We start from the raw sequence: 25,779 nt of genomic DNA, 5'->3' as shown, positions 1-25,779 counted from the left end.
GAGGCGACGATGGATTTCACCTTTCTCGCCTCGACCATGGTGACGCTGCTGAAGGCTGTGCCGACGACGCTGATCCTGTTTTCGCTGTCGATCTTCTTCGGCGGCCTGTTGGCGCTCGTCATCGTCACGATGCGGGTCAGCGGCAACCCACTGCTGTCGGGTTTCGCCAAGGGCTATATCTTCGTCTTCCGCGGTTCGCCGCTCTTGATCCAGATGTTCCTGGTGTTCTACGGCCTCGGCCAGTTCGGCGTCATCCGCTATTCCTTCCTCTGGCCCTTCCTGCGCGAGCCGATGGTCTGCGCCGTGCTGTCGCTGGCGCTCTGCACCGCCGGCTACACGGCGGAAATCTTCCGCGGCGGCATCCGCGCCGTGTCCCCGAAGGAGATCGAGGCGGCGCGCTCGATCGGCATGTCCGGCTTCCTGCTGGTGCGCCGCATCCTGGCGCCGATTGCCTTCCGCCACGCGCTGCCGGCCTATTCCACCGAAATCGTGCTGATGATGAAGTCGACGGCGCTCGCCAGCCTCGTCACCGTCTGGGAGGTCACCGGTGTGGCCCAGCGGCTGATCTCGCAGACCTACCGCACGATGGAAGTCTTCCTCTGCGCGGCGATCATCTATCTCGTTTTGAACTTCATCATCCTGCAGGGCATGGCCCTGCTCGAATATTCGCTGTCCCGGCACCGCCGTGCGATTCCGCAGGCGCTGAAGGTATAAGCGATTTGACCTGATTGGAGCTACCATGCCAGGCGTAACCCGACTTTCGGTCCGCAACATCCGCAAAAGCTTTGGCACGCACGAAGTGCTGCGCGGCATTTCCCTCGATGCCGAGGACGGCGATGTGATTTCGCTGCTCGGCGCCTCCGGCTCCGGCAAATCGACTTTTCTGCGCTGCATCAACATGCTCGAAACCGCCAGCGACGGCGAAATCTGGGTCGATGGCGAACACATCGAGATGGTTCATAAGAACGGCAAGACAAGGCCGGCGAGCCAGAAGCAGGTCGATCATATAAGATCCGAACTCGGCATGGTGTTCCAGTCCTTCAATCTCTGGTCCCACATGACGATCCTGCAGAATGTCATCGAAGGGCCGATCCATGTGCTGAAGCGGCCGCGCGCCGACTGCATCGCCGAGGCCGAAGCGCTGCTCGAAAAAGTCGGCATCGCGGATAAGCGCCATGCCTATCCCGCCCATCTTTCCGGCGGCCAGCAGCAGCGCGCGGCGATCGCCCGGGCGCTGGCGATGAAGCCGAAGGTCATGCTCTTCGACGAGCCGACGTCCGCACTCGATCCGGAACTGGTCGGCGAGGTGCTGCGCGTCATGCGCGCGCTTGCCGAGGAAGGCATGACCATGCTCGTCGTCACTCATGAGATGAGCTTTGCCCGCAACGTCTCGAACCGCGTCGTCTTCATGCGCGAGGGGCTGGTCGAAAGCAGCGGCAAGCCGGACGATATGTTCGGCGGCGGCGCGTCGCCGGCCTTCCGCCAGTTCATCGGCCATTTCGGAACAGGGCAATGACGATCACCATCGATAGAGTGCTGACCTGGCGCGATGTCGCACGCGTCGGGGCCGGGGAGGCGCTTGCGCTGTCGCCGGCCGCCTGGGCGCGGGTCGAGCAGGCAAGCCGCATCGTCGCCAGCATCGTCGAGACGGGCGTGCGCGCCTATGGCGTCAATACCGGCGTCGGGGCGCTGGCCGATACGGTGGTCGACCGTGCCTCGCAGAGCCTGTTGTCACGCAGTATCGTGCTCAGCCATGCCTGCGGTGTGGGACCGCTGCTGGCCGGGCGCGAAGTCCGCGCCATCATCGCCGCTCAGATCGCCAATTTCTCTCACGGCCATTCCGGCGTGCGCCGCGAGATCGTCCAGCATCTCGCGGCCATGCTGGAGCATGACTGCATTCCCGACGTGCCGTCGAAAGGCTCGGCCGGTTATCTCACCCACAATGCCCATACGGCGCTCGTTCTGATCGGCGAAGGCAGCGCGACGATTGCCGGCCGACGCATGAGCGGCCGCGAGGCGCTGGCGGCGATCGGCCTCGAGCCGCTGGTGCTCGGCGCCAAGGAAGGCCTGAGCCTCGTCAATGGCACGGCCTGCGCTACCGGCCTCATCGCCATGGCGCTCTCTCGCGCCGAACGGCTGCTTGATTGGGCCGATGCCACTGCGGCGCTGACGCTGGAAGCGGCTGGCTGCCAGATCGCCGCCTTCGACGAGGCTGTGCTCGCACTGCGCCCGTCTGCCGGAATCGAGAAGGTCGGAGCCTCACTGCGCGCCCGGCTGCACGGCAGCGGCTTGGTCGCCGCCGCCTTCGGCCGGCGCACCCAGGATGCCCTCAGCCTCCGCTCGGTGCCGCACGCCCATGGCGCCGCCCGCGATGTCTTCGACAACTCCGCCCGCATCGCCGATCAGGAACTTGCTTCGGTGACGGATAATCCCGCTGTGTCAGGCACGCCGGAGCAGCCGATCGTCTCCTCCGAGGCGCATGCGGTCGCCCCCGCGCTCGGGCAGGCGGCCGACAGCCTCGCCATTGCGCTGGCGCAGATCGGCGCGATCAGCGAACGGCGCATGGACAGGCTGGTCAATCCCTTGATAAGCGGCTTGCCGCCGTTCCTCGCGAGCGATGCCGGCAGCCATTCCGGTTTCATGATCGCCCAATATACAGCAGCCGCGCTCAGCAACGAGAACCGCCGGCTTGCCGCGCCTGCGGCCATGGATGGCGGCCTGACCTCCGGCCTGCAGGAGGATTTCCTCGCCCATCCGACGGCCGCCGCCGGCAAGCTGCTCGCCGTCATCGACAATGCCGAATATATCCTGGCGATCGAACTGATGGCCGCCGCGCAGGCCCATGATTTCCTGGCGGCGACGGCGCCGCGGGCGGCAGGCACCGACGTCATTTACAAGGCCGTGCGGGACCTTGTTCCTCACTACGGCGACGAGCGGCCGCTCAACGGGGATATCGAGGCGGTGCGCAACTTGGTCCGCGACACAGCGCCGCCGGCCGGCTGAGCCGAACGTCAGAAGGGCTTGCTGGTCGCTGAATCCTGCTTGGCCGTTTCGCCGGCTTCCAGCCTCTTGAGGCATTGGGAGAAGGTCGGGTAGAGCTGGTCCACTCTTGAGAGCGGCAGCGTCCAGTCGCCCTCGTCGCCGGCAAAGGTCAGTTGCACGTCGGGGGTTCCGGCAAAGGAATTCTTGATGATCTTTTTCAGGCCGGCGCTTCCCTTGCTGCCCATGGGCCAGAGGCGAAGCGTGGTCTTGTCGAAGAATTCGGCGGCGACCACTTTCGTCACGTCGCGATCGGTCAGCGTCACCTCGGTCTTGGTGCCGGCCGGAATGTCCCAGCTGTTCTTGGCGACCAGCCAGAAGGTCTCGGCCGCGCTCTGGCGGAACTCCATGGTCTTGCCAATCTCGCTGTCCCAGCGCAGGCGGCAATAGGACTGCGGGCCTTGGCCCTCAAAGCCGACCGACCATTGTCTCGCGCCGCCCATCCATTCGGTCTCGCCCAAAGCCGGGGCCGGCTGCAGGGCAGCCGCCATCAAAAGCATCGCGGTCAGAATTTTCATCGCTGAACCATCTCCAGGACAAATCGGTTCAAGCCATAGCAAAAGAAGGTTTAGCCTTTGCTACCGGGCGTTTCCGAGACCGGCCGCCGATGGCCGCAAGTTTCCTTGACCGACGCAAGGTCTTGAATTTGCGGCCCACCTTGCCGATTTGGCGAGGATCGGCATGATGTGAAGGGAGTTCGACGGCGGCATGAGCGAGATCCAACGACGCGGATTTTTGGCGCGACTCACGGCCTATGAGCCGTTGACGCTGATCACCATGGCATCGGTCGCAGGCGGGCTGTTCGTGCTGCAGCGGCTGACGAGCGAGGTTCTCGAAGGCGAGACCTTTCGTTTCGATGAGGCGATCCTGCTGGCGCTGCGCCAGCAGGGCAATCTTGCCGTGCCGATCGGTCCCGCTTGGCTGACGCATGCCGTCGATGATATCACCAGCCTCGGCGGCGTCACCGTGCTGACGCTGCTGACCGTCCTCATTACCGTCTATCTTCTGCTCGACCGGCGCTGGCAGATCGCGCTCTTCGTCTTTTCTTCGGTGCTGACTGGCTGGCTGGCAAGCACGCTGCTGAAAATCCTGGTCGCGCGACCGCGCCCGGATGTCGTGCCGCATCTCGTCGAGGTGAGCGATCTGAGCTTCCCCTCCGGACACGCCATGGTCTCAGCAGTGACCTATCTGACGCTGGGGGCGCTGGTGGCCCGCACGCAGCGTTACCGCTCGACCCGGATCTTCGTCATGGGCGCCGGCGTCTTCCTGGCCGTGATCGTCGGTCTCAGCCGGGTCTATCTCGGTGTCCACTACCCGACGGATGTTTTCGCCGGATGGTGCGCCGGCGCGCTCTGGGCGCTCGGCTGCTGGCTGATCTCGAAGCGGTTCATTCCAAGCCGCTCCTCTAGCGATGCCGCCGGAACCGGAAACGGCGACGACAGGTAAAATTGCAGCGCCGCGCATCCTTTCAGACGCGCGGCGCTGCAAAACTTTCAATCATCACTTCATGCATTGCGAAAATCGATTCCGATTTTCGGGCCGATGTATCAGGTGCGCGGCTTCAGATTTTCCGGGTCGTAGATCGGCTTGTAGCCGACGCCGACGACTTCCACCGGATAGGTCTCGTCAAAATACTCGACATTCAGCTTGCGTCCGACCTGGCAATGCGACCAGGGCAGGTAGGCCAGAGCAATGTTCTTGCCGACCGTCGGGCCGTAAGCGATCGAGGTCGTGTAGGACCGGCGGCCGAGCTCGTCGATCAGGACCTCTCCGGTGGCGGGATCGACGACCGGCAGGTTGCCGAGCGGATAACGCTTGACGCCCGCTTTGTCGGTATTCTCCGTCATCACAAGCGTGCAGAGCATGGCCGGCTGGTGTTCGCGCGCCTTGTATTCCAGATGCTTCGCCTTGCCCCGGAAATCGGCTTCCTTGACCTTCGGACGGGCGAGATCGGCTTCGATCAGGTTGTACTGGGTCAGCAGGTCGGCATTCTGCAGGCGCAGGCTCTTTTCCATGCGCCGAGAGTTTGCATAGGTCTCAACGCCGAAAGCCATCACGCCGGTCGAGCGCAGCGCATCCCAGACGGCGAGGCCGTCTTCGTACTTCATGTGCAGTTCCCAGCCCTGCTCGCCGACATAGGAGATGCGGAAGGCGGTGACAGTTTTACCGGCGATTTCGATCGGCTTGATGGCTGCGAAGGCGAAGTTTTCCTGATCGAGACCGGCGGGATCGGCCACGACCTTCTTCAGCGTGTCGCGGGCGTTCGGACCCCAGATGCCGACCGTTACGAATTTTTCCGAGACGTCGGTGATGGTGACGTCGAGGCCGCGGTCCTGGGCGACGCGCTTCATATAGTGCAGGTCGCGCGGGCCGGCATCGGCGCCGTTGACGAGACGGCAGCGGTCGGCCATGCGGAAGACCGTGAAGTCGGCGCGGACCATGCCTTCGTCGTCGAGGAAGTGGGTGTAGACGCCCTTGCCGATGTTGGCATCGCCCCCGACCTTGGCGGCGCACAGCCACTCCATCAGCTCGACATGATCAGGCCCCTCGATATCGACCATGTGGAAGTGGCTGAGATTGACGATGCCGCAATCCTCGCTCATCGCCAGATGCTCGGCATTCGACACGCGCCAGAAATGGCGGTTGTCCCATTCGTTCTCGCGAACCGGCACGCGGTCGCCGTATTTTTCCAGCAGGTGCTCGTTGGCGGCGTAGCCATGCGCACGCTCCCAGCCGCCCAGTTCCATGAAGTAGCCGCCCAGCTCCTTTTCGCGCTCGTAGAAGGGCGAGCGCTTGGCGTTGCGGCCGGATAGATAGGGTTCGCGGGTGTGAACGGCCGGGAAATAGATCTTCTGAGCAGCTTCGTAGCAGCGGCCTTCGATGAATTCTTCGGTCAACTGGTGCGGATAGAAGCGGGCATAATCGATGCTGTTGTGATCGATTTCGGTGCGTCCATCGGTCATCCAGTCGGCGATCAGCTTGCCGTAGCCCGGGCCGTCCTTGACCCAGATGGCAACGCAATACCAAAGACCGCGCACCTTCTGGCTTTCGCCGCAGGATGCGCCGCCGCCGGCGGAAACCTGCAGCAGGCCGTTGAAGGAGTGGCCTTCGTTATAGCCGAGTTCGCCGAGGATCGGCGTCAGTTCCATGGCACGCTCGAGCGGCTCGATGATCTGTTCCATCTCGAGATCGCGCTGCGAGGGCGAAAGGCGCGCTTCGTGTTTTTCGAGAAGCTCGCGCGGATGGCACATGCGCGGATTGGTGGCTTCGTAATAGCCCCACTCGATCTGGCCGCCCTCGGTCGTCGACGGGTCGCCGGTATCGCGCATATAGGCGGAGTTGCCCTGGTCGCGCAGCAGCGGGAAGCCGATTTCCTTGCCGGTGCCTTCGAACTCGTTATAGGGGCCGAAGAAGGTGAGGGGATGATCGACCGGCATGACCGGCAGGTCTTCGCCGACCATCTCGGCGATCAGGCGGCCCCAGAGGCCGGCGCAGACGATGACGTGGTCGGCCATGATGGTGCCGCGATGGGTGACGACGCCCTTGATGCGGCCGCCTTCGACGATCAGCGACTTCGCCGGCGTATTGCCGAAGACCTTGAGCTTGCCGGCCTTTTCGGCGGCATCGACCAGCTTGCCGGCAACGGTCTGCGAGCGCGGAATGACGAGGCCGGCATCCGGATCGTAAAGGCCGCCCATCACCTGATCTTCCTCGATCAGCGGGAACTTTTCCTTGATCTCGGAAGGGCTGACATAATGGGCGCGCGTGCCGAAAGCGCGGGCCGAGGAGAGCTTGCGCTTGATTTCCTCCATCCAGGCATGGTCGCCGGTGCGCGCCACTTCGAGGCCGCCGATGCGGGCGTAGTGGCCCATCTTCTCGTAGAAATCGATCGAATATTGCGTGGTCCAGACCGAGAGATAGTCGTGGCTCGTGGTGTAACAGAAGTCCGAGGCATGGGCTGTCGATCCGATATCGGTCGGTATGCCCGACTTGTCGATGCCGACGATATCGTCCCATCCACGCTCGACCAGATGGTGAGCGATGGAGGCTCCGACGATGCCGCCGAGCCCAATGATGACGACCTTTGCCTTTTCCGGAAATGCTGCCACGTGCTGTTCCTTCTACTTATGGCACGAATTAAAATAACCTAGCCGCGCTGGGTTGCGCTTCACGCATGAGATCCAGGAGCCATGTCAGCCTCGTAACGTGTCACGTTTACCGAAGCTGCAAACCCCCCAGGCCTCTTCGCATGGAAGCTGTGATGAGGGCATTATGCCTAAGGCTCATAATCGTCATTGGTCCTACGCCGCCGAGTAACGGCGCAATTACGCCAGTCCGGATCGCCGCTGAAGCAAAGTGCTTCATCGTCACGGCGCAGAAATCGCCTTGAGCCGGTCGATATCCACCAGCACGATCTCTTCCGAAACCGGCTCGCGATTGTGCAGGCGGAACCATTCCATCGCCTCCCGCACGCGCTCTCCATGAGGCGATGGATAGGCGCCCAGTCCGAGGACCCATTCGCGCACGGTTTCGCGCTCCATCCGCCCGGCCCGGTATCGGTCGCAGACGGTTTTCGCCGAGGCGACGAGATCATTGATGCTTTTCACGGGGCTGCCCCTCAATGCACGGAAGGCTCTTCATCTTCGAGAAAGGAACGGATGCCGTCGCGCGCCACCACAGCCAGGAATTCGTCGAAGGCCTCCCGATCGGTCGCAAAGGGCTCGTCCCAGCGGATCAGGTCCTCCGCCTGGGTGACGACTTCCATCGTCCAGTCCTCGTTGCTGCCGGAGGTTCGAAATATATCGACGAGCACCGTAACCCCGTCCTCGGTGAATTCCCCCGCCAGTTCGGAGTGCTCAATTTTCTGCTTCTTTGCCATTCATCCGCCAGCCCCGGGCGGGGCGTCGTTTTTGAGATGTTCTTCGTATTGAACCGTCTCGGTTTCGTTGGTGTCGATCGAGGCATTCGCGCGTTTCGCCAGGCGAACGCCGGCACCGCCGCCATTCTCCAGTATGAAAAGCACGCCCGCCGTTTCGAAGCTACGCTTCATATCCTGCAGGATTCGTTCGGGCGGGGAAAGTATCCCGGCCTCGAAATCGGCAATCGTCTGCGTGGAGATTTTCGAGGCGGAAGACAGCTCATCCAGAGACCATCCGATGAGAGCACGCGCGGCGCGGCACTGAGCTGGAAGTAGAGACAAGATAACCATCCGACATTGAAATTTCGATCTTTGCTGGGTCAGCACTATCAAGATGTGCCCGCAGGTGAAGAAGACAAGCAAACTGTCCTGCGCGATCCGGAATCGTGCTTGCTTGCCCGTTACTCACCCGTCAGGCCGGGTGAAAACCGGGCGCTGAACAGGCACGAAATTCCTGCGGCCTTGATATCTACCCTCTTTGGGCGATGGGCAGGGTTGATTGACTGAATATCATGAAGGCCTAATTTAAGGTCTCTTTGTCACGCGAGGGGAGGCTACGATGCGTGAGCCGGATATGCAGAAACTCGATGCGCTTGTCGGTCGTCTTGTCGGCGACGTCGGCGCAGCCATGTCGGGCGCCTTGGTCGTGCTCGGGGACAAGGTAGGTCTCTACAAGGCGATGGCTGACGGAAAGCCGATGAGCGTTGAGCAGCTTGCCGCCAAAACCGGGGTGAAGGAGCGTTACCTCAGGGAATGGCTGAGCGCCCAGGCGGCGGCCGATTATGTCACTTACGATGCGAAAACCGATCGTTTCAGCCTGACGGCGGAGCAGGCGATGGTGTTTGCCGAAGAAAACAGCCCGGCCTTCTTTGTGGGCGCCTTCGAGGTCGTGCAATCCATGTGGATGGACGAGCCGAAAGTGGCCGAAGCCTTCCGCACCGGCCAGGGTCTTGGCTGGCATGAGCACAGCACCTGTCTCTTCCGCGGCACCGAGCGCTTCTTCCGCCCAGGCTACAACAGCCATCTTGTCAACGAATGGATCCCGGCACTTGCCGGCATGGACGAAAAGCTGAAAGCCGGCGCCAGCGTCGCCGATGTCGGCTGCGGTCACGGTGCATCGACCATCCTGATGGCGCAGGCCTATCCCGCCTCCCGCTTTACCGGCTTCGATTATCACGGGCCATCGATCGAAAAAGCCAGGGAAGCCGCAAAAGAAGCGGGCGTTGGAGACCGCGTGACTTTCGAGCAGGGCAAGGCTGCCGAATTTCCGGGGCGCGGCTATGACATGGTCGCCATGTTCGATTGCCTCCACGATATGGGCGATCCCGTCGGCGCCGGCCGGCATGTCAGGGAAACGCTTGCGCCGAACGGCACGTGGCTGATCGTCGAGCCCTTCGCCCATGACCACCTCAAGGACAATCTCAATCCGGTGGGCCGCGTCTATTACGGCGCCTCGACGATGATCTGCACGCCGGCTTCGCTTTCCCAGGAGGTGGGACTGGGGCTCGGCGCCCAGGCGGGAGAAATGAAACTGCGGAAGGTCGCGCTCGACGCCGGATTCAAGCATTTCCGCCGGGCGACGGAGACGCCGTTCAACATGGTGTTCGAGGTGCGGGCGTGACTATCTCGGCTTGCCGATGCTGGCATACATGCCGGTCGTGCGGAATTCCGTCGGGTTGGTGCCATAGACACGGCGGAAGACCTTCGAGAAATAATTGGCGTCCTCGAAGCCGCACATGATGGCGACCTCCTTGACCGGCAGGAAGTCCGCCTTGGTCAGAAGCTTGACGGCGCGCTGCAGGCGCTGCTGCAGCACGAATTCGGCCGGCGGCACGCCTTCGCTTTCGGCGAAGCTGCGGGAGAAATGCGCGCGGCTGAGGCCGACGATGGCGGCGAGTTCGCCGACCGGCAGCGGTTTGTCGAGATTGGCGTTGATATGGTCGATCACCGGCTGCATGAGGCTGAGCTCGGCGGCAAAGGCCGGCGAGCCGAAGACATCGTCATAAAGCGCCATCGCCGCTTCATAGGCGATCGCCGAGGCAGCCCCCGGCGAGGTCGCGCCCTTGACGAGACGCAGACTGCAATCGGCGAGATGATCGACGGTCGAAGGCTGCAGCTTCAGGACCGGACCGGCTGTCGACAACACCAGCTGATGGATGCGCAGGGTTTCCTCGCCGTTCATCGAGATCCAGAAATATTCCCAGCGCTCGCCCTTCTCCAGCCAGTAACGGTGATTGTGCGGCACGAGCACCAGCAGCGTGTCGCCGCCCTGCAGGCGATAGTTACGGTTCTGGTAGCGCAGCCGGCCGTTGCCGCTGATCGTGTGCTGCAGCACGGTGAAAGGGGTCTGGCCACGCTTTCGGCCATCCCAGTCATACGGCTCGTTCTCGCGCACTTCATAGCCGGCGCTGGTCGGCATGGCGTGCAAACGCTGGCGGCCGCGGGGCAGAGAAACCGTCCTCATCGACTGTCCGTTGGCGATCAAATCCGGCAGCACAAAATTACCCCTGAAAGCATAATCCTTCTCTGGTCGGCCTGCCGAATTCGGGCATAATCCCGGTCGACAAGAAGAAGGGACGACGGCCGGGATGAGCGGCCGGGAGGAAAACAGGCAGGTTTTTCGGCTTTTTCAACCACATGCGCCGGCATGCGGCCTGATCCTCCATAACCCGTCTTTTCTCTAGCATTCCATTGGGTCGAGGTGAAGATCATGAGTTTCAAAATCGCTATCATCGGTGCGGGCAGCGTCGGTTTCACCAAGAAGCTGTTCACCGACATATTGTGCGTTCCGGAGTTCCGCGACATTGAATTCGCGCTGACCGATCTCAGCGAGCATAATCTCGAAATGATCAAGGCGATCCTCGACCGCGTCGTCGAGGCGAACGGGCTGCCGACCAAGGTGACGGCGACGACCGATCGGCGCCAGGCGCTGGCAGGCGCGCGTTACGTCATCAGCTGTGTCAGGGTCGGCGGGTTGGAGGCCTATGCCGACGACATCCGCATTCCGCTGAAATACGGCATCGACCAGTGCGTCGGCGATACGATCTGCGCCGGCGGCATCCTTTACGGTCAGCGCAACATCCCCGTCATACTCGATTTCTGCAAAGATATAAGAGAGGTCGCCGAGCCGGGTGCGAAATTCCTGAACTATGCCAACCCGATGGCGATGAACACCTGGGCCGCGATCGAATATGGCAAGGTCGATACGGTCGGCCTCTGCCACGGCGTCCAGCACGGGGCCGAACAGATCGCCGAGGTGCTCGGCGCCAAGTCGGTGCGGGAGCTCGACTATGTCTGCTCCGGCATCAACCACCAGACCTGGTTCATCGACCTGCGCCTCAACGGCCGCAAGATCGGCAAGGACGAGCTGGTCGCCGCCTTCGAGGCGCACCCCGTCTATTCCCAGCAGGAGAAGCTGCGCATCGACGTGCTGAAGCGTTTCGGCGTCTATTCGACCGAGAGCAACGGCCACCTTTCGGAATACCTGCCCTGGTATCGCAAGCGGCCGGAGGAAATTACCCGCTGGATCGATATGTCGGACTGGATCCACGGCGAAACCGGCGGCTATCTCCGCCATTCCACCGAGACGCGCAACTGGTTCGAGACCGAATTCCCGCAGTTCCTGGAATCCGCTTCGAAGCCGATCGATCCGGCCAAGCGCTCGAACGAACATGCGAGCCACATTCTGGAAGCCCTGGAGACCAACCGGGTCTATCGCGGCCACTTCAACGTCAAGAACAACGGCGTCATCACCAACCTGCCGTCCGATGCGATCATCGAATCGCCCGGCTTCGTCGACCGCTTCGGCATCAACATGGTCTCGGGCGTCACGCTGCCGGAAGCCTGTGCGGCCACTTGCATTGCCTCGATCAACGTCCAGCGCATGTCGGTGCATGCCGCCATAACGGGCGACATCGACCTGTTGAAGCTTGCCGTGCTGCATGATCCGCTGGTCGGCGCCGTCGCCACGCCGGAAGAGGTCTGGCAGATGGTGGACGAGATGGTCGTCGCCCAGGCCCGCTGGCTGCCGCAATATGCCGATGCCGTGCCGGCCGCCAAGGAGCGGCTGTCGAAATCGAAGGTGCAGACCCGCGACTGGGCAGGGGCTGCGCGGCGCAATGTCCGCTCCATCGAGGAGCTGCGCGCTGAAAAGGCGGCGCTGAAACAGGCCGTCTGAGTTCGTGGAGGACGGGCCGCCATGGCTTTCCGGGAGGGAAGGCCATGGCGCAAGCCCGCTTTCACGTCGTTCGAGGAGAAGGGAGCCGCGTGAGCCGCGCTCCGGAACAAGAGGGAGAAACGATGATGAATTTCCGCACAGCAGGCATTCTCGCCGGGCTGGCGTTCAGCGTCTCAGCCGCTGCGCTGAACGCCTATGCCTCTGAACCAACCAATCCGCCGGTGCCGCCGGAATTCCCGGCGGAAGGCAAGATCAATTACGTCGCGCGCGACTCCATTCTGGAGTTCAAGGCGCTGCCCGAATATCACGAGCCCGACTGGGTGACGAAGAATTTCGTCTCCACCGGCAAGCTGCCGCCGGTCAAGGATCGCCTGCCGAAGGAGCCGCTGGTCTTCAAGACGGGCAATATGCCTGACGGCATCGGGGTCTATGGCGATACGATGCGCCATGTCATCGGCGGCCGGCCGGAAGGCTGGAATTATGGCGCTGGCCAGACCCAGGGCTGGGGCGGCATCGATATCGGGCTTTCCGAATGCCTGACCCGCACCGCGCCACTCTTCCAGGTCGAAGCCAAGGATACCGAACCGCTGCCGAACCTCGCCAAGAGCTGGGATTGGTCCGAGGACGGCCACAAGCTGACCATGCATCTGATCGAGGGCGCCAAGTGGTCCGACGGCGCGCCGTTCAACGCCGACGACATCATGTTCTACTGGGACGACGAAGTCATCGATCCGAACGTTTCGCCGCTCGGCGGCGGCGCTTCGCCTGAGGCTTTCGGTGTCGGCACGACGCTGAAGAAGATCGACGACTATACCGTCGAATGGACCTTCAAGGAGGCCTTCCCGAAGCAATATCTCTATACGATGGCCTACCCGAACTTCTGCCCGGGTCCGTCGCATATCCTGAAACCCCAGCATCCGAAATATTCGAAGAACACCTACGACCAGTTCAAGAACGCCTTCCCGCCGGAATACATGAACATGCCGGTCATGGGCGCCTGGGTGCCGGTGGAATATCGCTCCGACGACATCATCGTGCTCCGCCGCAACCCCTACTACTGGAAGGTCGACGAGAAGGGCAACCAGCTGCCCTATCTCAACGAGTTGCACTATAAGCTCTCGACTTGGGCCGACCGCGACGTGCAGGCGGTGGCGGGCTCCGCCGACTTCTCGAACCTCGAGCAGCCGGAAAACTTCGTCGCCTCGCTGAAGCGCGCCGCTGAAAAGACCGCGCCCGCCCGTCTGGCTTTCGGCCCGCGCCTGATCGGCTATAACCTGCGCATGAACTTCTCAGCCAATGGCTGGGGCAACCCGGATGAGCGCGGCCAGGCGATCCGCGAGCTGAACCGCAACGAGGACTTCCGCAAGGCCGTCACCATGGCGCTCGACCGCAAGGCGATCGGCGACTCGCTGGTCAAGGGGCCGTTCACGGCGATCTATCCGGGCGGGCTTTCCTCCGGCACCAGTTTCTACGACCGCACCTCCACCATCTACTATCCCTTCGATCTCGAGGGCGCCAAGGCGGAGCTCGCCAAGGCCGGTCTCAAGGATACGGACGGCAATGGCATCGTGAACTTCCCGGCCGGCACGGCCGGCGGCAAGGATGTCGAAATCGTCATGCTGATCAACAATCAGTACACGACCGACAAGAGCCTTGCCGAAGGTGTCGTCGCTCAGATGGAGAAGCTCGGCCTCAAGATCGTCATCAATGCGCTCGACGGAGCCAAGCGTGACGATGCGCATTATGCCGGCCGCTTCGACTGGCTGATCCAGCGCAACACCACGGAACTGTCGTCGGTGGTGCAGAATACCGAGCAGCTTGCCCCGGTCGGCCCGCGTACCAGCTGGCAGCATCGCGCCGGCAAGGATGATCAGCTCGATCTGATGCCCTTCGAAAACGAGCTTGTCGATGTCGTCAACAAGTTCAGGACGAGCCAGGACAATGACGAGCGCGTCAATCTGATGAAGCAGTATCAGAAGATCTCGACGGAACACGTCAATACCGTCGGCCTGACGGAATATCCGGGCGCGCTGATCATCAACAAGCGCTTCTCGAATGTGCCGCAGGGAACGCCGATCATGATGTTCAACTGGGCTGAAGACTCGGTCATCCGCGAACGCCTGTGGGTGGCTGCCGACAAGCAGGGCAAATACGAGCTGTTCCCCGAGCAGCTGCCCGGCAAGCCCGGCGACAAAGGCCCGATAAACTGATGCATCGCATCAGGAAATAAAGAGCAAAAGCGTCGCATGTTATGCGACGCTCTGGAGAGCTCCCTCCCAGCTGAAGTGAGCTTCCGGCCGCGCGTGGCGCGCGGCCGGACAAGACCAACGAGCCGGCCGCGCTGACAAGGAGCGACTGGCGGCAAGGAGAAGCGAACCGTTCGATGTTACGATTCCTGCTCGTGCGCATAGCCTCCGCGATCCCCGTTCTCTTCATCCTGAGCGTGGTGACCTTCGCGATCATCCAGGCCCCGCCCGGCGACTACGCCGATTATATTAGATCGCAGCTGATCAACCAGGGCGGCGCATCTTACGCCCAGGCCGAAGCCCAGGCGCAGGCCTACAGGATCGAGCACGGGCTCGATAAGCCGCTGGTCGTCCAATACGTCAACTGGATCGGCGGGATCGTGACGCGCGGCGATTTCGGATACAGCATGTTCTACAACAAGCCGGTCGCCGACGTCGTCGCAGAGCGCCTGCCGCGGACCTTGCTTCTCGCGCTCGTCTGCCACATCTTCGCCTCGGTGCTCGGCATCGGCTTCGGCATCTGGGCGGCAACGCGCCAATACAGCTGGATCGACAGCGCGCTTTCAGCGGTTTCCTTTCTCGGCATGACGGTGCCGCGCTTCCTGATGGCGCTGATCATCGTCTATCTCCTGGTCTTCCAGTTCAACGTGACCGAAATCGGCAGCTTCTTCTCGCCGCAGTATGGCGGGGCGCCGTGGTCCTGGGCGAAATTCGTCGATCTCGTCAGCCATGTCTGGCCTGTTGTGGCGATCGCCACCTTCGGCGGGCTCGCCTACAACATGCGCGTCATGCGCGGCAATCTGCTCGATACTTTGAATGCGCAATATGTCGAGACGGCCAAGGCCAAGGGGCTGTCCGGCGGCGCCGTGGTGATGCGCCACGCCGTGCCGAATGCGCTGCATCCGCTGGTCATGTATCAGGGCGTCGTGCTGCCCTACATGCTGACCGGCGAGATCGAAACCGCGATCATCTTCGCGCTGCCGACCGTCGGCCCGGCCATCGTCGGCTCGATGGCGATCGGCGACGTCTATGTCACCGCCACTTTCATGATGGTGCTGTCGGCGACGCTGATCGTCGGCAATATCATCGCCGACATGCTGCTCGCCTTGCTCGATCCGCGCGTCCGTCAATTCGGAGGAGCCTGATATGCTTGCTTTCGACTCTTCCGACACGCCGCCGACGGCTGAACGCGCGATCAAGAAGCCGCCGCACGGCAACGAGAGCTATCTCGCGCTCGTCTGGCGCCGGCTGCGGCGCTCCTGGACCGGCATGGCCGGGCTCATCCTGGTCGGGCTGCTGCTCCTCATGGCGGTCTTTGCCGATTTCTTCGCGCCGATGGACCCGAAGGCGACCGATGTCGGTTTCGCGCCGCCGCAGGTGATGAGCTTCCACGACAAGGACGGCAACTTCGTCTTCCAGCCGCGCGTCTATGCGCTGTCGGATTCCGAGGAGCTCGATCCGGTCACCTTCCAGCCGATCGTCGGCATGGATTACGACAATCCCCGCCTGCTCGGCTTCTTCGTCAAGGGCGCGGAATACAAGCTGTTCGGCTTGATCCCCGCGAACAGGCATTTCTTCGGCTCGACCGATGGCCAGCCGGTGCATTTCCTCGGCACCGACAAGTTCGGCCGCGACGTGCTGTCACGCGCCATCATCGGCTCGCGCATCTCGCTGATGATCGCGTTGACCGTGGTCTTCATCGTCACACTCATCGGCACCACGGTCGGCATGGTTTCCGGCTATTTCGGCGGCACCTTCGATGTCTGGCTGCAGCGCTTCGTCGAGCTGGTGCTCGCCTTCCCGCAATTGCCGCTCTATCTGGCGCTGACCTCGCTCATTCCCGTGACCGCGCCGACCAACGTCTTCCTCGCCTTCGTCATCTTCGTCATGTCGGCGCTCGGCTGGGCGCAGATGTCGCGCGAGGTGCGCGGCAAGACGCTGGCGCTCGCGCGCATCGATTATGTCAGGGCGGCGATGGCGGTCGGCGCCACCGACCGGCGCATCATCATCCAGCATATCCTGCCGAATGTGATGAGCCACGTCATCGTCGCGGTGACGCTGCACATACCGAGCGTCGTGCTGCTCGAATCCTTCCTTGGTTTCCTCGGCTTTGCCGTCAAGCCGCCGCTGATTTCCTGGGGGCTGATGCTGCAGGATACGGCGACCTATTCGGTCATCGGCTCCTATCCCTGGATTCTCTCCCCCGTCGGCTTCGTGCTCGTCACCGTCTTCGCCTTCAATGCGCTCGGCGACGGACTGCGCGACGCGGTCGATCCTTATTGAGGTGATTGATATGGCTCTTGCATTGGTCAATTCCTTCGCCCCGCCCGTCCGCCATGATCATGATGGCCGCTCGGAGACGCCGATCATCGACGCCCGCAATGTGGCGGTGAATTTCAAGGTCGAGGACGGCATGGTCGAAGCCGTCAAGGATGTGTCCTTCCAGCTCTATCGCGGCGAGACCATTGCCATCGTCGGCGAATCCGGCTCCGGCAAATCGGTGACGGCGCGCACGGTGATGGGGCTTTTGTCGAAGCGCGCCGTCGTCTCGGAGAAATCGACGGTCTCCTATGACGGCAGCAATATCCTTAAATTCTCGGAGCGGGCGCGCCGCAAGCTGCGCGGCGACCGCATCTCGATGATCTTCCAGGAGCCGATGAGCTCGCTGAACCCGATCTATACGATCGGCAGCCAGATCGTCGAGGCGATCCGCGTGCATCGCCGCATGAGCCGCAGGGATGCCGAAAAGCGGGCGCTGGAACTGCTCGAACACGTGCAGATCCCTGATCCGGCCGCGCGGCTGAAGCAATATCCGCATCAGCTTTCCGGCGGCCAGCGCCAGCGCGTGATGATCGCCATGGCGCTCGCCAACGATCCCGACGTGCTGATCGCCGACGAGCCGACGACGGCGCTGGATGTCACCGTGCAGGCGCAGATCCTCAACCTGATCCGCAACCTGCAGAAAGAGCTGGGGATGGCCGTCATCCTCATCACCCACGATCTCACGGTCGTGCGGCAGTTTTCCGACTACGTCTATGTGATGCAGCATGGCGAGGTGCGCGAGCACAACGTGACCGAAGCGCTGTTCGCCAATCCGCAGCACGCCTATACAAGGCATCTGCTCGCCTCCGAACCGCGCGGCGAGGCCAATCCGCTGCCGGAGGGATCGGATATTATCCTCGATGCCAAGGGCGTGCGCGTCTCCTTCATGATGCGCCACGGCACATTCCTCAAGCCCGAGATGCGCGAGCTCGTCGCCGTCGACAGTCTCGGCCTGACGCTGCGCCGCCACGAGACGCTCGGTCTCGTCGGTGAATCCGGCTCCGGCAAGACGACCTTCGGCCAGGCGATCCTGCGGCTGAACAATGCCCAGGCCGGCGAAATCCATTTCGACCGCCAGCCGATCCATGGCCTCTCGCGCGCCGAGATGCGGCCGCTGCGCGCCCGCATGCAGGTAGTGTTCCAGGATCCGTTCTCATCGCTCAACCCGCGCATGACGATCGGCCAGATCATCGAGGAGGGGCTCGTCGTCAACCGGCTCGGCGCCACCCGTGGCGAGCGGCAGGACCGGGTGCGCGAGGCGCTTGTCGCCGCCGGCATGCCGGGCAATATCCTCTCGCGTTTCCCGCATGAATTTTCCGGCGGCCAGCGCCAGCGCATCGCGATCGCCCGCGCCGTCGCCCTGGAGCCGGAATTCATCCTGCTCGACGAGCCGACATCGGCCCTCGATCTTTCCGTCCAGGCCCAGATCATCGAGCTCCTGCGCAAGCTGCAGGACGAGCGGGGCCTGAGCTACCTCTTCATTTCCCACGATCTGAAGGTCGTGAGGGCGCTCTGCCATCGCGTCATCGTCATGCAGCATGGCAGGATCGTCGAAGAAGGACCCGTCAACGAAGTTCTCACCCATCCCAAGACCACCTACACCGAACGGCTCGTCAAGGCCGCTTTCGAGGTAGCGTGATTGACCCGCATGCCGGAGGTTATAATGGCAGCAAATCCCAAAATCACTTTCATCGGAGCTGGCTCCACCGTCTTCATGAAGAACATCATCGGCGACGTTCTGCAGCGTCCGGCGCTTTCGGGCGCCACCATCGCACTGATGGACCTCAACCCTCAGCGGCTTGAGGAAAGCGCCGTCGTCGTCAACAAGCTGATCTCGACGCTCGGCGTCAAGGCCAAGGCCGAGACCTATTCCGACCAGCGCAAGGCGCTCGCCGGCGCCGATTTCGTCGTTGTCGCCTTCCAGATCGGCGGCTATGAGCCCTGCACCGTCACCGATTTCGAGGTGCCGAAAAAGTATGGGCTGCGCCAGACGATCGCCGATACGCTCGGCGTCGGCGGCATCATGCGGGGCTTGCGCACCGTGCCGCATCTCTGGAAGGTCTGCGAGGATATGCTCGCCGTCTGCCCCGAGGCGATCATGCTGCAATATGTCAACCCGATGGCGATCAACACCTGGGCGATATCGGAGAAATATCCGACCATTCGCCAGGTCGGCCTCTGCCACTCGGTGCAGGGCACGGCGATGGAGCTGGCCCACGACCTCGAGATTCCCTACGAGGAAATCCGCTACCGCGCCGCCGGCATCAACCACATGGCCTTCTATCTCAAATTTGAGCATCGCCAGGCCGATGGTTCCTACCGCAACCTCTATCCCGATCTCCTGCGCGCCTATCGCGAGGGCAGGGCGCCGAAGCCCGGCTGGAACCCGCGCTGCCCGAACAAGGTGCGCTACGAGATGCTGACGCGACTCGGCTATTTCGTCACCGAAAGCTCGGAGCATTTCGCCGAATACACGCCCTATTTCATCAAGGAAGGTCGCGAGGACCTGATCGAGAAATTCGGCATCCCGCTCGATGAATATCCGAAGCGTTGCATCGAGCAGATCGAGCGCTGGAAGGGCCAGGCGGAAGCCTATCGCAGCGCCGACAAGATCGAGGTGCAGCCGTCGAAGGAATATGCCTCCTCGATCATCAACTCGGTCTGGACCGGCGAACCCTCCGTCATTTACGGCAACGTCCGCAACAATGGCTGCATCACCTCGCTGCCGGAAAATTGCGCCGCCGAAGTGCCCTGCCTCGTTGACGCCTCCGGCATCCAGCCGACCTTCATCGGCGACCTGCCGCCGCAGCTGACCGCGCTGATCCGCACCAATATCAACGTGCAGGAGCTGACGGTGCAGGCACTGATGACGGAAAATCGCGAGCACATCTACCACGCCGCGATGATGGACCCGCACACAGCAGCCGAACTCGATCTCGACCAGATCTGGTCGCTGGTCGACGACCTGCTCGCCACCCACGGCGACTGGCTGCCGGAATGGGCGCGCACATCCAAGAAAGTTCAGGCCGCCTGACCTCTTTCTCCCGGGTTAGGCATCAAGGAGCCCCGCGGTGTGGCAACGACCGCGGGGCTTTTGTTTGGGACAAATGCCAGCATTCAATTGCAGGAAATTCTAGATTCCGGAGCCATCGAGCTGCTGGGCGTCGTCGCCTTCCCAGGGTGAAGGCATCGAGGTGCGATTGGCCGAGGGCATCGGCATCCAACACTTCAATTCCGGCTCGGCATATTCGATGATGTGCCCAGGCGAGGAATCGGAGGCGCGCCAGCCTTCTCCAGCGAACTGATCGCCATGCGACCAATAGGCGAGATCGACCTCCGCCGGCCCCTGTTCGGACGCGCGGATCGTCACCAGAATCCGGCTGCCGTCTTTTGGTGCGCTTGCCATCTGGCGCCAGCGGTCTGGGTCGTCCATTGCTTCCTCCTGCCTTGCTGCGAGTTGAAGTGTCGCTTCGCTATCGGAAACGGTCAATTGAAACTTTGCGAACCCCCGTCGCTTGTTGATGCTCAACCGTGATGCATCCGATCGTTCCTCACCCAGCCATTGCTGATCAATTCTCTTCAAATGGAGGATGCAAGCGCGTATCTGAACCGAACTGGCCGTGCTACGCATCGGACATGGGATTCGGGGTTTTCATCCACCGCTCAGATTCGATCTATGACGACAGCCCGGCAGAACAATATCAGTTCCCGCGCCAGTATCTCGGTCGTGTGCAAGCCTGCCTCGGAGAATGGATCATTTACTACGAGCCGCGCAAGGTTGCGGCGAGCCGCGGCTATTTCGCCATCGCCAAGGTGGCCCAAGTCATTCCGGATCCGAAGGCGCCCGGCATGTATCTGGCACTTATCGAGCCAGGCAGCTACCTCGATTTCATCAACGCTGTTCCGTTCAGTGGGCCGGACGGTGTCATTGAGCGAGGCGTTTTGAATGAGGAGGGGCGGATTTCCGGTAGAGCACAAGCTGCGGTGCGCCCGTTATCCGTAGCGGATTTCAATCATATCGTGTCGATTGGGCTAGACGAGCGCGAGCTCGAACTGCCTCGGCTGCCGGGAGTAACGCTCCCTGCCTACGGATTTGCCGACGGTGCTCAAGCGCCGTTCACATTTGAGCAGGAGCGCGACCGGGTTACGCAACTCTCATCACGGATCGTTCGCAATCGACTATTTCGCCGGCTGGTTCTGCAGGCCTATGACAAGCGGTGTGCGATCACTGGTCTGAAGCTGATAAACGGTGGTGGGCGTGCTGAAGTTGATGCTGCGCATATCCGCCCCGTGGAGGCAAACGGACCTGATATCCTCACCAACGGCATTGCTCTGTCAGGCACCGCACACCGGATGTTCGACCGTGGACTAATCGGCCTCTCGGATGATCTCGATATCCTGATCTCGCGACAAGCCAACGATCCGGAGAGCATCCGAGGCCTGATCAACAAGGCTGGAAAGGCGATCGTGCCTTCACGGCCGTTCGAGCGACCCCATCCTCATTTTCTCCAGTGGCATCGCGAAAATTGCTTCAAGCATTAGATAGGAGCGGTCCGAAGCTGGTTAGCTGCGCCTAAACATCGCAGACGATATACTGGTGGTCAGAGACGCTTCCGGCGGGCTGGACGACGACCGTGGCGGGTCCTAGCCCCGGCGAGCAGATGGCATAGTCCAGCTTCGAATCGTGAGAAGGCAGTGTCGCTCCGTTGGGCGGGCAAATGGTGCCCGGCGGCGGCACGGGCCATGCCACCGCAGCTGGAGCGCGGTTGTAGTCACCAACGGCAATCCATGGGGGTGCCGCCGCAGCACCCGGGGGTAAAGGTGCAACTGATATAGCAGCCATAAGAGCGGGCGCGTCAGCTCCGCCGCCGCTCAGGGCATGTAACGTATAGATGCGGCCAATGGCGCCGCCCGCGAGCTTCACTTCAAACCCAATGGCGCCGCGCGACGATGCGACGCCCGCCCCGGGAATATAGATCATATGAGGGGTTGAGATGTCGTCGCGGATGCAGATGCACAGATTGCAGCGATGGCCTCCCGGATCAGTCTCTAGCCAAAAGACTTTGACGATCATGGGCTCTTTCCCAATCGCCCAGCTGCCAACGAACATCGGCACCGGGGGAAACGGCGCCACCCCTCCGAGCCAAGGCGGATAATTGGCGGGATTGTACGCGGTAAAGGAGCCACCAGTCGGCGGAGACGGCCCGGCTTCCTGAATGCAGACGATGTCGGCTGCGACCCTCTGGTCCAGGAAGAATTGCGAAATTACCCCAACGAACTTGCTTTGGCCCGTTCCGACATTCGAGCCTTGCATATTGATGCCGACGATCCTCATCGTTGCCAATCCAGGTAGTATTGCAATTAAATGCAATATATGGTTGTTTATTCAGAAAGGCAACGGAGGTGACGCATGCGCTCGCTCTATAGGAAAACGCTGTATAGCAGCTGGCCCGCACGACCGGCTGGTTTGCATTCGGATGGAACTCTGAATGATCCGGCGCCGCCAGTAATGGGTTTCACGGTCGTCAACGGCTTCGACATCCCCATTTATCTGAGCACAATGCTCTTGCCGATAAACAAGACATACGTCCTTCCGGGAGCTTTCGCGCAACTAACCTTTACTCAAGATGATGTCTGCATTGTACAAGCAGCCCAAACGGGTTCATTCATGTGCTCGATTGTCATGCAGACCGAAGGCGAAGCAATAACAGTCAACTACATGTTGCTGACGTCGCCTAATGACATCGGCCCGGTGCCGCAACCGACCGCAACCATGCTCGTACCGCCGGATTCCCCCCGTATATTGGTCGGCTGCTCGACGCTCGCTGACGGCAAGATCGTCGTGCGCGAACAATTCTGGGATCGGCAGGGAGATTCATGCACGCTGGCGCCAGGCGAGAAAAAGACGATCACCACCACAGTGACGACAGGCAGACAAGAAACCTCTACCCACGAAAGCACTTTAGCGGCGAGCCTTGGTATGAACGCGAACGTCGGTTTCGGACCGTTCTCGGCGAGCGTTTCGTCAAGCCTGAGCATGACTTCGCGCTCCTTCCAGCAGGTCACCGTGAGCGAGCAGAACACTGCCTATTTTGCCGACGAGCTGACCAATCCTTACACCGATCAGGCTTGCCTAGTGCTGCGCTGGCAATTGACCGACGTAATCACCATTTTTCAGCCTGAAGGCGCACCTTGCGGCTCGGTGATCATCGGAGAAAGCCCGATCATCACGGAAATCTACGGGATTAACGCTCTGCCGACGACGCTGCCGATGTTCGAACTTGCGGAAGAGGATCATGCCCTCATCTCCTATTAGGCGTGAATGGCGGGCGCTGCATTTGCCAAGTGCTGCCGGATTATGGCGCATGGCCTAGCGTCCTAGCGCCCGCAGGCATTTGCCACATCTTCCCCACCGCCTACACCGCCTCACCAAACTCCGCCGCCAGGACCGCATCCTTCAGCGCCCGTGAATACTCATGCTGCGGATCATCCAGCACCGCCCGCGCCTGCCCGCGCTCGACGATCTCGCCCTTCCTCATGATGATAATATTGTCGCTGACGTAATAAGCCGTCGCGAGATCATGGGTGATGTAGATGATCGAGAGGCCGAGTTCGTTTTTCAGGCGGCCGAAGAGGTTGACGATGGCCATGCGCAGCGATGCGTCGACCATAGAGACGGGTTCGTCGGCGACCAGCAGGCGGGGTTGGGGGATGAGGGCGCGGGCGATGGCGACGCGCTGGAGCTGGCCGCCGGAGAGTTCGTGGGGGAAGCGGCCTTTCACCTCTTCGAGGGTGAGGCCGACATGGACCAGGGCGGCGTCCGCCATGCGTTCGGCCTCCTGCTTGTCCGGCCGTTTTCCGGACGCCGAGAAATTGCGGGCGGTTTCGAAGAGGTAGCGGTCGACCCGCTTCAGCGGATTGAAGGCTTCGAAGGGGTTTTGCAGAACCGGCTGGACCTCTTTCATGAAGGCCTTGCGTTCGGCTCTGTTATGGATGGCGACGGTGCTGCCGGCGAATTGAAGCTCTCCTTCCGTCGGCTCGGTCTGGCCGAGGATCATCGCCGCGACCGTCGATTTTCCCGAGCCGGATTCGCCGACGATCGACAGGATCTCCGGCTCCTCGCCGAGTTCGAAGCTGACGTCTTTGGCCGCCGTGATCAGGCGCCGGCCGAGCATGCCGCCCTGGCGGTAGATTTTCGTGACATGCGAGAGGCTGAGCAGAGCGGTCAAACCTGATCTCCCGTAACGGCAAAACACGCCACCCGCCGCTGCGGCCCGACGGTGACGAGCGGCGGAACCTTCTGCGAGCAGATCTCCATGCGCTTCGGACAGCGCGGGTGAAACCGGCAGCCTTCCGGCGGCATGGCGAGGTTCGGCGGCCGGCCTTCCAGCGAGGGACGTGTCGTGGGGTCGCCGATCTTCGGCAGGCTGCCGACCAAATGCTGCGTATAGGGGTGGAGCGGCATGCTGAAGAGCTTGGCGGTCGGCGCTTCCTCGACGAGACGCCCGGCATAGACGATGCCGATGCGGTCGGAGACCGTCGCGTGAACCCCCATGTCATGGGTGACGAACAGGAAGGACGAGCCCATCTCGCGCTGGATGTCGCGGATCATCGTCAGCACATCGCGCTGCACGATGACGTCGAGCGCGGTCGTCGGCTCGTCGGCGATGATGAATTCCGGCGTCAGGATCGTCGCGAGCGCGATGGTCATGCGCTGGCGCATGCCGCCGGAGAGCTCGTGCGGATAGGCGTCGAGCAGCTGCGGATCGAGCTTCAGCCTCTGCAGGTGCGCGGCCACCTTTTCGAAGAAGATGCTCTTGCTCACCTTCATGTGGCGGAAGGCGAAATCGGTGAAGGAGTGGCGGATCCGGCGCACCGGATTGAGCACGTTCATCGAGCCCTGCATGATATAGGACAGATGCCGCCAGCGCAGCGCCATGCGCTCCTCCGGCTTCATCGCATAGATATCCTGGGTGCCGCCGGCAAAATGGAATTTCACGTTGCCCGAAACGACCCTAAGCGGCGGCCGGATCGCGCCGGCGATGGTCTTGATCAGGGTCGTCTTGCCGCTGCTCGATTCTCCGGCGACGCCGTAGACCTCGCCGCGGCCGATCGTCAGGCTGATGTCGTCGACGGCGCGCACCTCGCGATCGACGCCGTAAAGGAAGGCGCGGTAATAGGCTTTCAGATTCTGGATTTCGACCAAATTCTCCATGCTAACTTCCCATCCGGTTCAGCCGGCTGCGCGGATCATTGTATTCGTTCATCGACATCGACAGCAGGAAGAGCGCCAGGAAGAGGATGACGATGACGGCGACGGGGGCGGCCACCCACCACCATATTCCCGAGATCAGCGCCGAATGCGCATTGGCCCAGTAGATCATCATGCCCATGGTCGGCGTCTCGATATCGGTGAAGCCGAGCACCGAGAGCGTGATCTCCATGCCGATCGACCAGATCATGTTGTTCATGGTGGTGGCGAAGACGATCGGCAGCACATAGGGCAGGTGCTCTTCGACCAGGATCTTGCTCGTGCTCATGCCGGAATAGACGCTCTGGGTGGTGAACGGCCTGGTCTTCAGGCCGATCGCCACCGAGCGGATGAGGCGGGCATCATAGGACCAGCCGAGCGAGGCCATGATGACGATCAGCGTCACCCAGGTCATGTTATCCTTCAGCACGAAATAGAAAAGGATCAGCAGCGGAAATTGCGGGATGACCATGACGCTGTCGTTGATCGCCATCAGCACCCGGTCGACCGTCCCGCCGGCATAACCGGCGACGAGGCCGACGACCAGCGAGATGATGCGCGAGAGAAAGGCGACGCCGATGCCGAAATAGAGCGTGTTGCGCAGCCCCGTGGTCAGTTGCCAGAACACATCCTGGCCGCGCGATGTCGTGCCGAGCCAATATTCGCCGTCGGGCGGCATGTCGGGCGGCAGCAGATAGATGTCCGTCGCGCCATAAGGCGAGAAATAAGACAGGATCACCAGGCCGACGATGACGGCGAAGAGCAGCAGGCCACAGAGGAATTCCATGTTGTGGCGCGAGAGGTCGCGGACGATGGTAAACATGTT

At 61.8% G+C, this 25,779-nt stretch carries 24 protein-coding genes; 13 read left to right on the top strand and 11 right to left on the bottom strand.

All coding sequences use genetic code 11. The features are described from left to right. The first annotated feature begins 9 nt into the window (after positions 1-9). Genes ATY76_RS10600 through hutH form a run of 3 tightly spaced genes read left to right on the top strand, consistent with a single transcriptional unit; the run spans position 10 to position 3,003 of the window. Positions 10-714, top strand: a complete 705-nt coding sequence (locus ATY76_RS10600; RefSeq protein WP_088674718.1) for an ABC transporter permease subunit — start codon at positions 10-12, stop codon at positions 712-714. Positions 715-739: 25 nt separating this feature from the next. Continuing rightward, positions 740-1,516, top strand: coding sequence for an ATP-binding cassette domain-containing protein (locus ATY76_RS10595; RefSeq protein WP_088674717.1), 777 nt, complete (start codon positions 740-742; stop codon positions 1,514-1,516). After that, a complete protein-coding gene (gene hutH / locus ATY76_RS10590) occupies positions 1,513-3,003 on the top strand; it encodes a histidine ammonia-lyase (RefSeq protein WP_088674716.1) in 1,491 nt (496 codons plus the stop codon). Before ATY76_RS10595 ends, hutH begins: the two co-directional genes overlap by 4 nt. A gap of 8 nt (positions 3,004-3,011) precedes the next feature. Here the strand turns inward: hutH and ATY76_RS10585 are convergent, their stop codons facing one another. Next, positions 3,012-3,557, bottom strand: a complete 546-nt coding sequence (locus ATY76_RS10585; protein WP_088674715.1) for a hypothetical protein — start codon at positions 3,555-3,557, stop codon at positions 3,012-3,014. A gap of 190 nt (positions 3,558-3,747) precedes the next feature. Here ATY76_RS10585 and ATY76_RS10580 point away from each other — a divergent pair, with 190 nt between their 5' ends. Continuing rightward, entirely contained in the window at positions 3,748-4,485 is a 738-nt protein-coding gene (locus ATY76_RS10580) for a phosphatase PAP2 family protein (RefSeq protein WP_088674714.1), read from the top strand. Between the two features lie 101 nt (positions 4,486-4,586). Here the strand turns inward: ATY76_RS10580 and ATY76_RS10575 are convergent, their stop codons facing one another. The 4 genes from ATY76_RS10575 to ATY76_RS10560 all read right to left on the bottom strand — a co-directional run bounded on the left by ATY76_RS10575 (position 4,587) and on the right by ATY76_RS10560 (position 8,239). Beyond that, entirely contained in the window at positions 4,587-7,148 is a 2,562-nt protein-coding gene (locus ATY76_RS10575) for an FAD-dependent oxidoreductase (protein WP_088674713.1), read from the bottom strand. A 258-nt stretch (positions 7,149-7,406) separates the two neighbouring features. Further along, a complete protein-coding gene (locus ATY76_RS10570; RefSeq protein ID WP_088674712.1) occupies positions 7,407-7,646 on the bottom strand; it encodes a hypothetical protein in 240 nt (79 codons plus the stop codon). An 11-nt stretch (positions 7,647-7,657) separates the two neighbouring features. Then, positions 7,658-7,918 carry a hypothetical protein gene (locus ATY76_RS10565; RefSeq protein WP_088674711.1) on the bottom strand — a complete coding sequence of 87 codons (261 nt, stop codon included), beginning with the start codon at positions 7,916-7,918 and terminating at the stop codon, positions 7,658-7,660. Beyond that, positions 7,919-8,239, bottom strand: coding sequence for a helix-turn-helix transcriptional regulator (locus tag ATY76_RS10560; protein WP_088674740.1), 321 nt, complete (start codon positions 8,237-8,239; stop codon positions 7,919-7,921). A 277-nt stretch (positions 8,240-8,516) separates the two neighbouring features. Here ATY76_RS10560 and ATY76_RS10555 point away from each other — a divergent pair, with 277 nt between their 5' ends. Continuing rightward, positions 8,517-9,578 carry a class I SAM-dependent methyltransferase gene (locus ATY76_RS10555; protein WP_088674710.1) on the top strand — a complete coding sequence of 354 codons (1,062 nt, stop codon included), beginning with the start codon at positions 8,517-8,519 and terminating at the stop codon, positions 9,576-9,578. Here ATY76_RS10555 and ATY76_RS10550 read toward each other — a convergent pair whose 3' ends face one another. After that, positions 9,579-10,421, bottom strand: a complete 843-nt coding sequence (locus tag ATY76_RS10550; protein ID WP_088674739.1) for an AraC family transcriptional regulator — start codon at positions 10,419-10,421, stop codon at positions 9,579-9,581. Between the two features lie 246 nt (positions 10,422-10,667). Here ATY76_RS10550 and ATY76_RS10545 point away from each other — a divergent pair, with 246 nt between their 5' ends. The 6 genes from ATY76_RS10545 (at position 10,668) to ATY76_RS10520 (ending at position 19,736) form a co-directional block, all read left to right on the top strand. After that, positions 10,668-12,134, top strand: coding sequence for an alpha-glucosidase/alpha-galactosidase (locus tag ATY76_RS10545; protein ID WP_088674709.1), 1,467 nt, complete (start codon positions 10,668-10,670; stop codon positions 12,132-12,134). Positions 12,135-12,256: 122 nt separating this feature from the next. After that, the gene (locus ATY76_RS10540; RefSeq protein WP_088674708.1) at positions 12,257-14,344 is read left to right on the top strand and encodes an ABC transporter substrate-binding protein; all 2,088 of its coding nucleotides are present in this window, start codon (positions 12,257-12,259) and stop codon (positions 14,342-14,344) included. A 173-nt stretch (positions 14,345-14,517) separates the two neighbouring features. Then, the gene (locus ATY76_RS10535; RefSeq protein ID WP_088674707.1) at positions 14,518-15,525 is read left to right on the top strand and encodes an ABC transporter permease; all 1,008 of its coding nucleotides are present in this window, start codon (positions 14,518-14,520) and stop codon (positions 15,523-15,525) included. Position 15,526: 1 nt separating this feature from the next. After that, on the top strand, positions 15,527-16,663 hold the full coding sequence (locus ATY76_RS10530) for an ABC transporter permease (RefSeq protein WP_088674706.1): 1,137 nt from the start codon (positions 15,527-15,529) through the stop codon (positions 16,661-16,663). A gap of 10 nt (positions 16,664-16,673) precedes the next feature. Beyond that, entirely contained in the window at positions 16,674-18,341 is a 1,668-nt protein-coding gene (locus ATY76_RS10525) for an ABC transporter ATP-binding protein (RefSeq protein WP_088674705.1), read from the top strand. 24 nt (positions 18,342-18,365) lie between these two features. Next, positions 18,366-19,736, top strand: coding sequence for an alpha-glucosidase/alpha-galactosidase (locus ATY76_RS10520; protein WP_088674704.1), 1,371 nt, complete (start codon positions 18,366-18,368; stop codon positions 19,734-19,736). A gap of 99 nt (positions 19,737-19,835) precedes the next feature. Here the strand turns inward: ATY76_RS10520 and ATY76_RS10515 are convergent, their stop codons facing one another. After that, the gene (locus ATY76_RS10515; RefSeq protein ID WP_088674703.1) at positions 19,836-20,135 is read right to left on the bottom strand and encodes a hypothetical protein; all 300 of its coding nucleotides are present in this window, start codon (positions 20,133-20,135) and stop codon (positions 19,836-19,838) included. Positions 20,136-20,338: 203 nt separating this feature from the next. Between ATY76_RS10515 and ATY76_RS10510 the strand changes: the two genes are divergently transcribed. Next, positions 20,339-21,244, top strand: coding sequence for an HNH endonuclease (locus ATY76_RS10510; RefSeq protein ID WP_088674702.1), 906 nt, complete (start codon positions 20,339-20,341; stop codon positions 21,242-21,244). Positions 21,245-21,275: 31 nt separating this feature from the next. Here ATY76_RS10510 and ATY76_RS10505 read toward each other — a convergent pair whose 3' ends face one another. Further along, the gene (locus ATY76_RS10505) at positions 21,276-22,037 is read right to left on the bottom strand and encodes an endonuclease/exonuclease/phosphatase family protein (protein ID WP_088674701.1); all 762 of its coding nucleotides are present in this window, start codon (positions 22,035-22,037) and stop codon (positions 21,276-21,278) included. A 75-nt stretch (positions 22,038-22,112) separates the two neighbouring features. Here ATY76_RS10505 and ATY76_RS10500 point away from each other — a divergent pair, with 75 nt between their 5' ends. Beyond that, positions 22,113-23,018, top strand: a complete 906-nt coding sequence (locus ATY76_RS10500) for a hypothetical protein (protein ID WP_141104999.1) — start codon at positions 22,113-22,115, stop codon at positions 23,016-23,018. Positions 23,019-23,118: 100 nt separating this feature from the next. Here ATY76_RS10500 and ATY76_RS10495 read toward each other — a convergent pair whose 3' ends face one another. Genes ATY76_RS10495 through ATY76_RS10485 form a run of 3 tightly spaced genes read right to left on the bottom strand, consistent with a single transcriptional unit; the run spans position 23,119 to position 25,776 of the window. Continuing rightward, positions 23,119-23,931 (bottom strand): ABC transporter ATP-binding protein, encoded by an 813-nt coding sequence (locus tag ATY76_RS10495; RefSeq protein ID WP_088674699.1) that lies wholly within the window; start codon positions 23,929-23,931, stop codon positions 23,119-23,121. After that, positions 23,928-24,917, bottom strand: coding sequence for an ABC transporter ATP-binding protein (locus tag ATY76_RS10490; RefSeq protein ID WP_088674698.1), 990 nt, complete (start codon positions 24,915-24,917; stop codon positions 23,928-23,930). The genes ATY76_RS10495 and ATY76_RS10490 overlap by 4 nt, the downstream gene beginning before the upstream one ends. 1 nt (position 24,918) lies before the next feature. After that, on the bottom strand, positions 24,919-25,776 hold the full coding sequence (locus ATY76_RS10485) for an ABC transporter permease (protein WP_088674697.1): 858 nt from the start codon (positions 25,774-25,776) through the stop codon (positions 24,919-24,921). Between the last annotated feature and the right edge of the window lie 3 nt (positions 25,777-25,779).

Source organism: Rhizobium sp. R339, from assembly GCF_002211395.1.
In the GTDB taxonomy this organism is placed as follows: domain Bacteria; phylum Pseudomonadota; class Alphaproteobacteria; order Rhizobiales; family Rhizobiaceae; genus Rhizobium.
Note: the sequence above shows the minus strand (reverse complement) of the source record. Positions and strands in the feature narration are given on the sequence as shown.

What these genes read in the sequence shown, in the direction of transcription:
- ATY76_RS10600 (WP_088674718.1), top strand. Translation starts at nt 10, where the DNA reads ATGGATTTCACCTTTCTCGCCTCGACCATGGTGACGCTGCTGAAGGCT.
- ATY76_RS10595 (WP_088674717.1), top strand. Translation starts at nt 740, where the DNA reads ATGCCAGGCGTAACCCGACTTTCGGTCCGCAACATCCGCAAAAGCTTT.
- hutH (WP_088674716.1), top strand. Translation starts at nt 1,513, where the DNA reads ATGACGATCACCATCGATAGAGTGCTGACCTGGCGCGATGTCGCACGC.
- ATY76_RS10585 (WP_088674715.1), bottom strand. Translation starts at nt 3,557, where the DNA reads ATGAAAATTCTGACCGCGATGCTTTTGATGGCGGCTGCCCTGCAGCCG.
- ATY76_RS10580 (WP_088674714.1), top strand. Translation starts at nt 3,748, where the DNA reads ATGAGCGAGATCCAACGACGCGGATTTTTGGCGCGACTCACGGCCTAT.
- ATY76_RS10565 (WP_088674711.1), bottom strand. Translation starts at nt 7,918, where the DNA reads ATGGCAAAGAAGCAGAAAATTGAGCACTCCGAACTGGCGGGGGAATTC.
- ATY76_RS10555 (WP_088674710.1), top strand. Translation starts at nt 8,517, where the DNA reads ATGCGTGAGCCGGATATGCAGAAACTCGATGCGCTTGTCGGTCGTCTT.
- ATY76_RS10550 (WP_088674739.1), bottom strand. Translation starts at nt 10,421, where the DNA reads ATGAGGACGGTTTCTCTGCCCCGCGGCCGCCAGCGTTTGCACGCCATG.
- ATY76_RS10545 (WP_088674709.1), top strand. Translation starts at nt 10,668, where the DNA reads ATGAGTTTCAAAATCGCTATCATCGGTGCGGGCAGCGTCGGTTTCACC.
- ATY76_RS10540 (WP_088674708.1), top strand. Translation starts at nt 12,257, where the DNA reads ATGATGAATTTCCGCACAGCAGGCATTCTCGCCGGGCTGGCGTTCAGC.
- ATY76_RS10535 (WP_088674707.1), top strand. Translation starts at nt 14,518, where the DNA reads ATGTTACGATTCCTGCTCGTGCGCATAGCCTCCGCGATCCCCGTTCTC.
- ATY76_RS10530 (WP_088674706.1), top strand. Translation starts at nt 15,527, where the DNA reads ATGCTTGCTTTCGACTCTTCCGACACGCCGCCGACGGCTGAACGCGCG.
- ATY76_RS10525 (WP_088674705.1), top strand. Translation starts at nt 16,674, where the DNA reads ATGGCTCTTGCATTGGTCAATTCCTTCGCCCCGCCCGTCCGCCATGAT.
- ATY76_RS10520 (WP_088674704.1), top strand. Translation starts at nt 18,366, where the DNA reads ATGGCAGCAAATCCCAAAATCACTTTCATCGGAGCTGGCTCCACCGTC.
- ATY76_RS10515 (WP_088674703.1), bottom strand. Translation starts at nt 20,135, where the DNA reads ATGGACGACCCAGACCGCTGGCGCCAGATGGCAAGCGCACCAAAAGAC.
- ATY76_RS10510 (WP_088674702.1), top strand. Translation starts at nt 20,339, where the DNA reads ATGGGATTCGGGGTTTTCATCCACCGCTCAGATTCGATCTATGACGAC.
- ATY76_RS10505 (WP_088674701.1), bottom strand. Translation starts at nt 22,037, where the DNA reads ATGAGGATCGTCGGCATCAATATGCAAGGCTCGAATGTCGGAACGGGC.
- ATY76_RS10500 (WP_141104999.1), top strand. Translation starts at nt 22,113, where the DNA reads ATGCGCTCGCTCTATAGGAAAACGCTGTATAGCAGCTGGCCCGCACGA.
- ATY76_RS10490 (WP_088674698.1), bottom strand. Translation starts at nt 24,917, where the DNA reads ATGGAGAATTTGGTCGAAATCCAGAATCTGAAAGCCTATTACCGCGCC.
- ATY76_RS10485 (WP_088674697.1), bottom strand. Translation starts at nt 25,776, where the DNA reads ATGTTTACCATCGTCCGCGACCTCTCGCGCCACAACATGGAATTCCTC.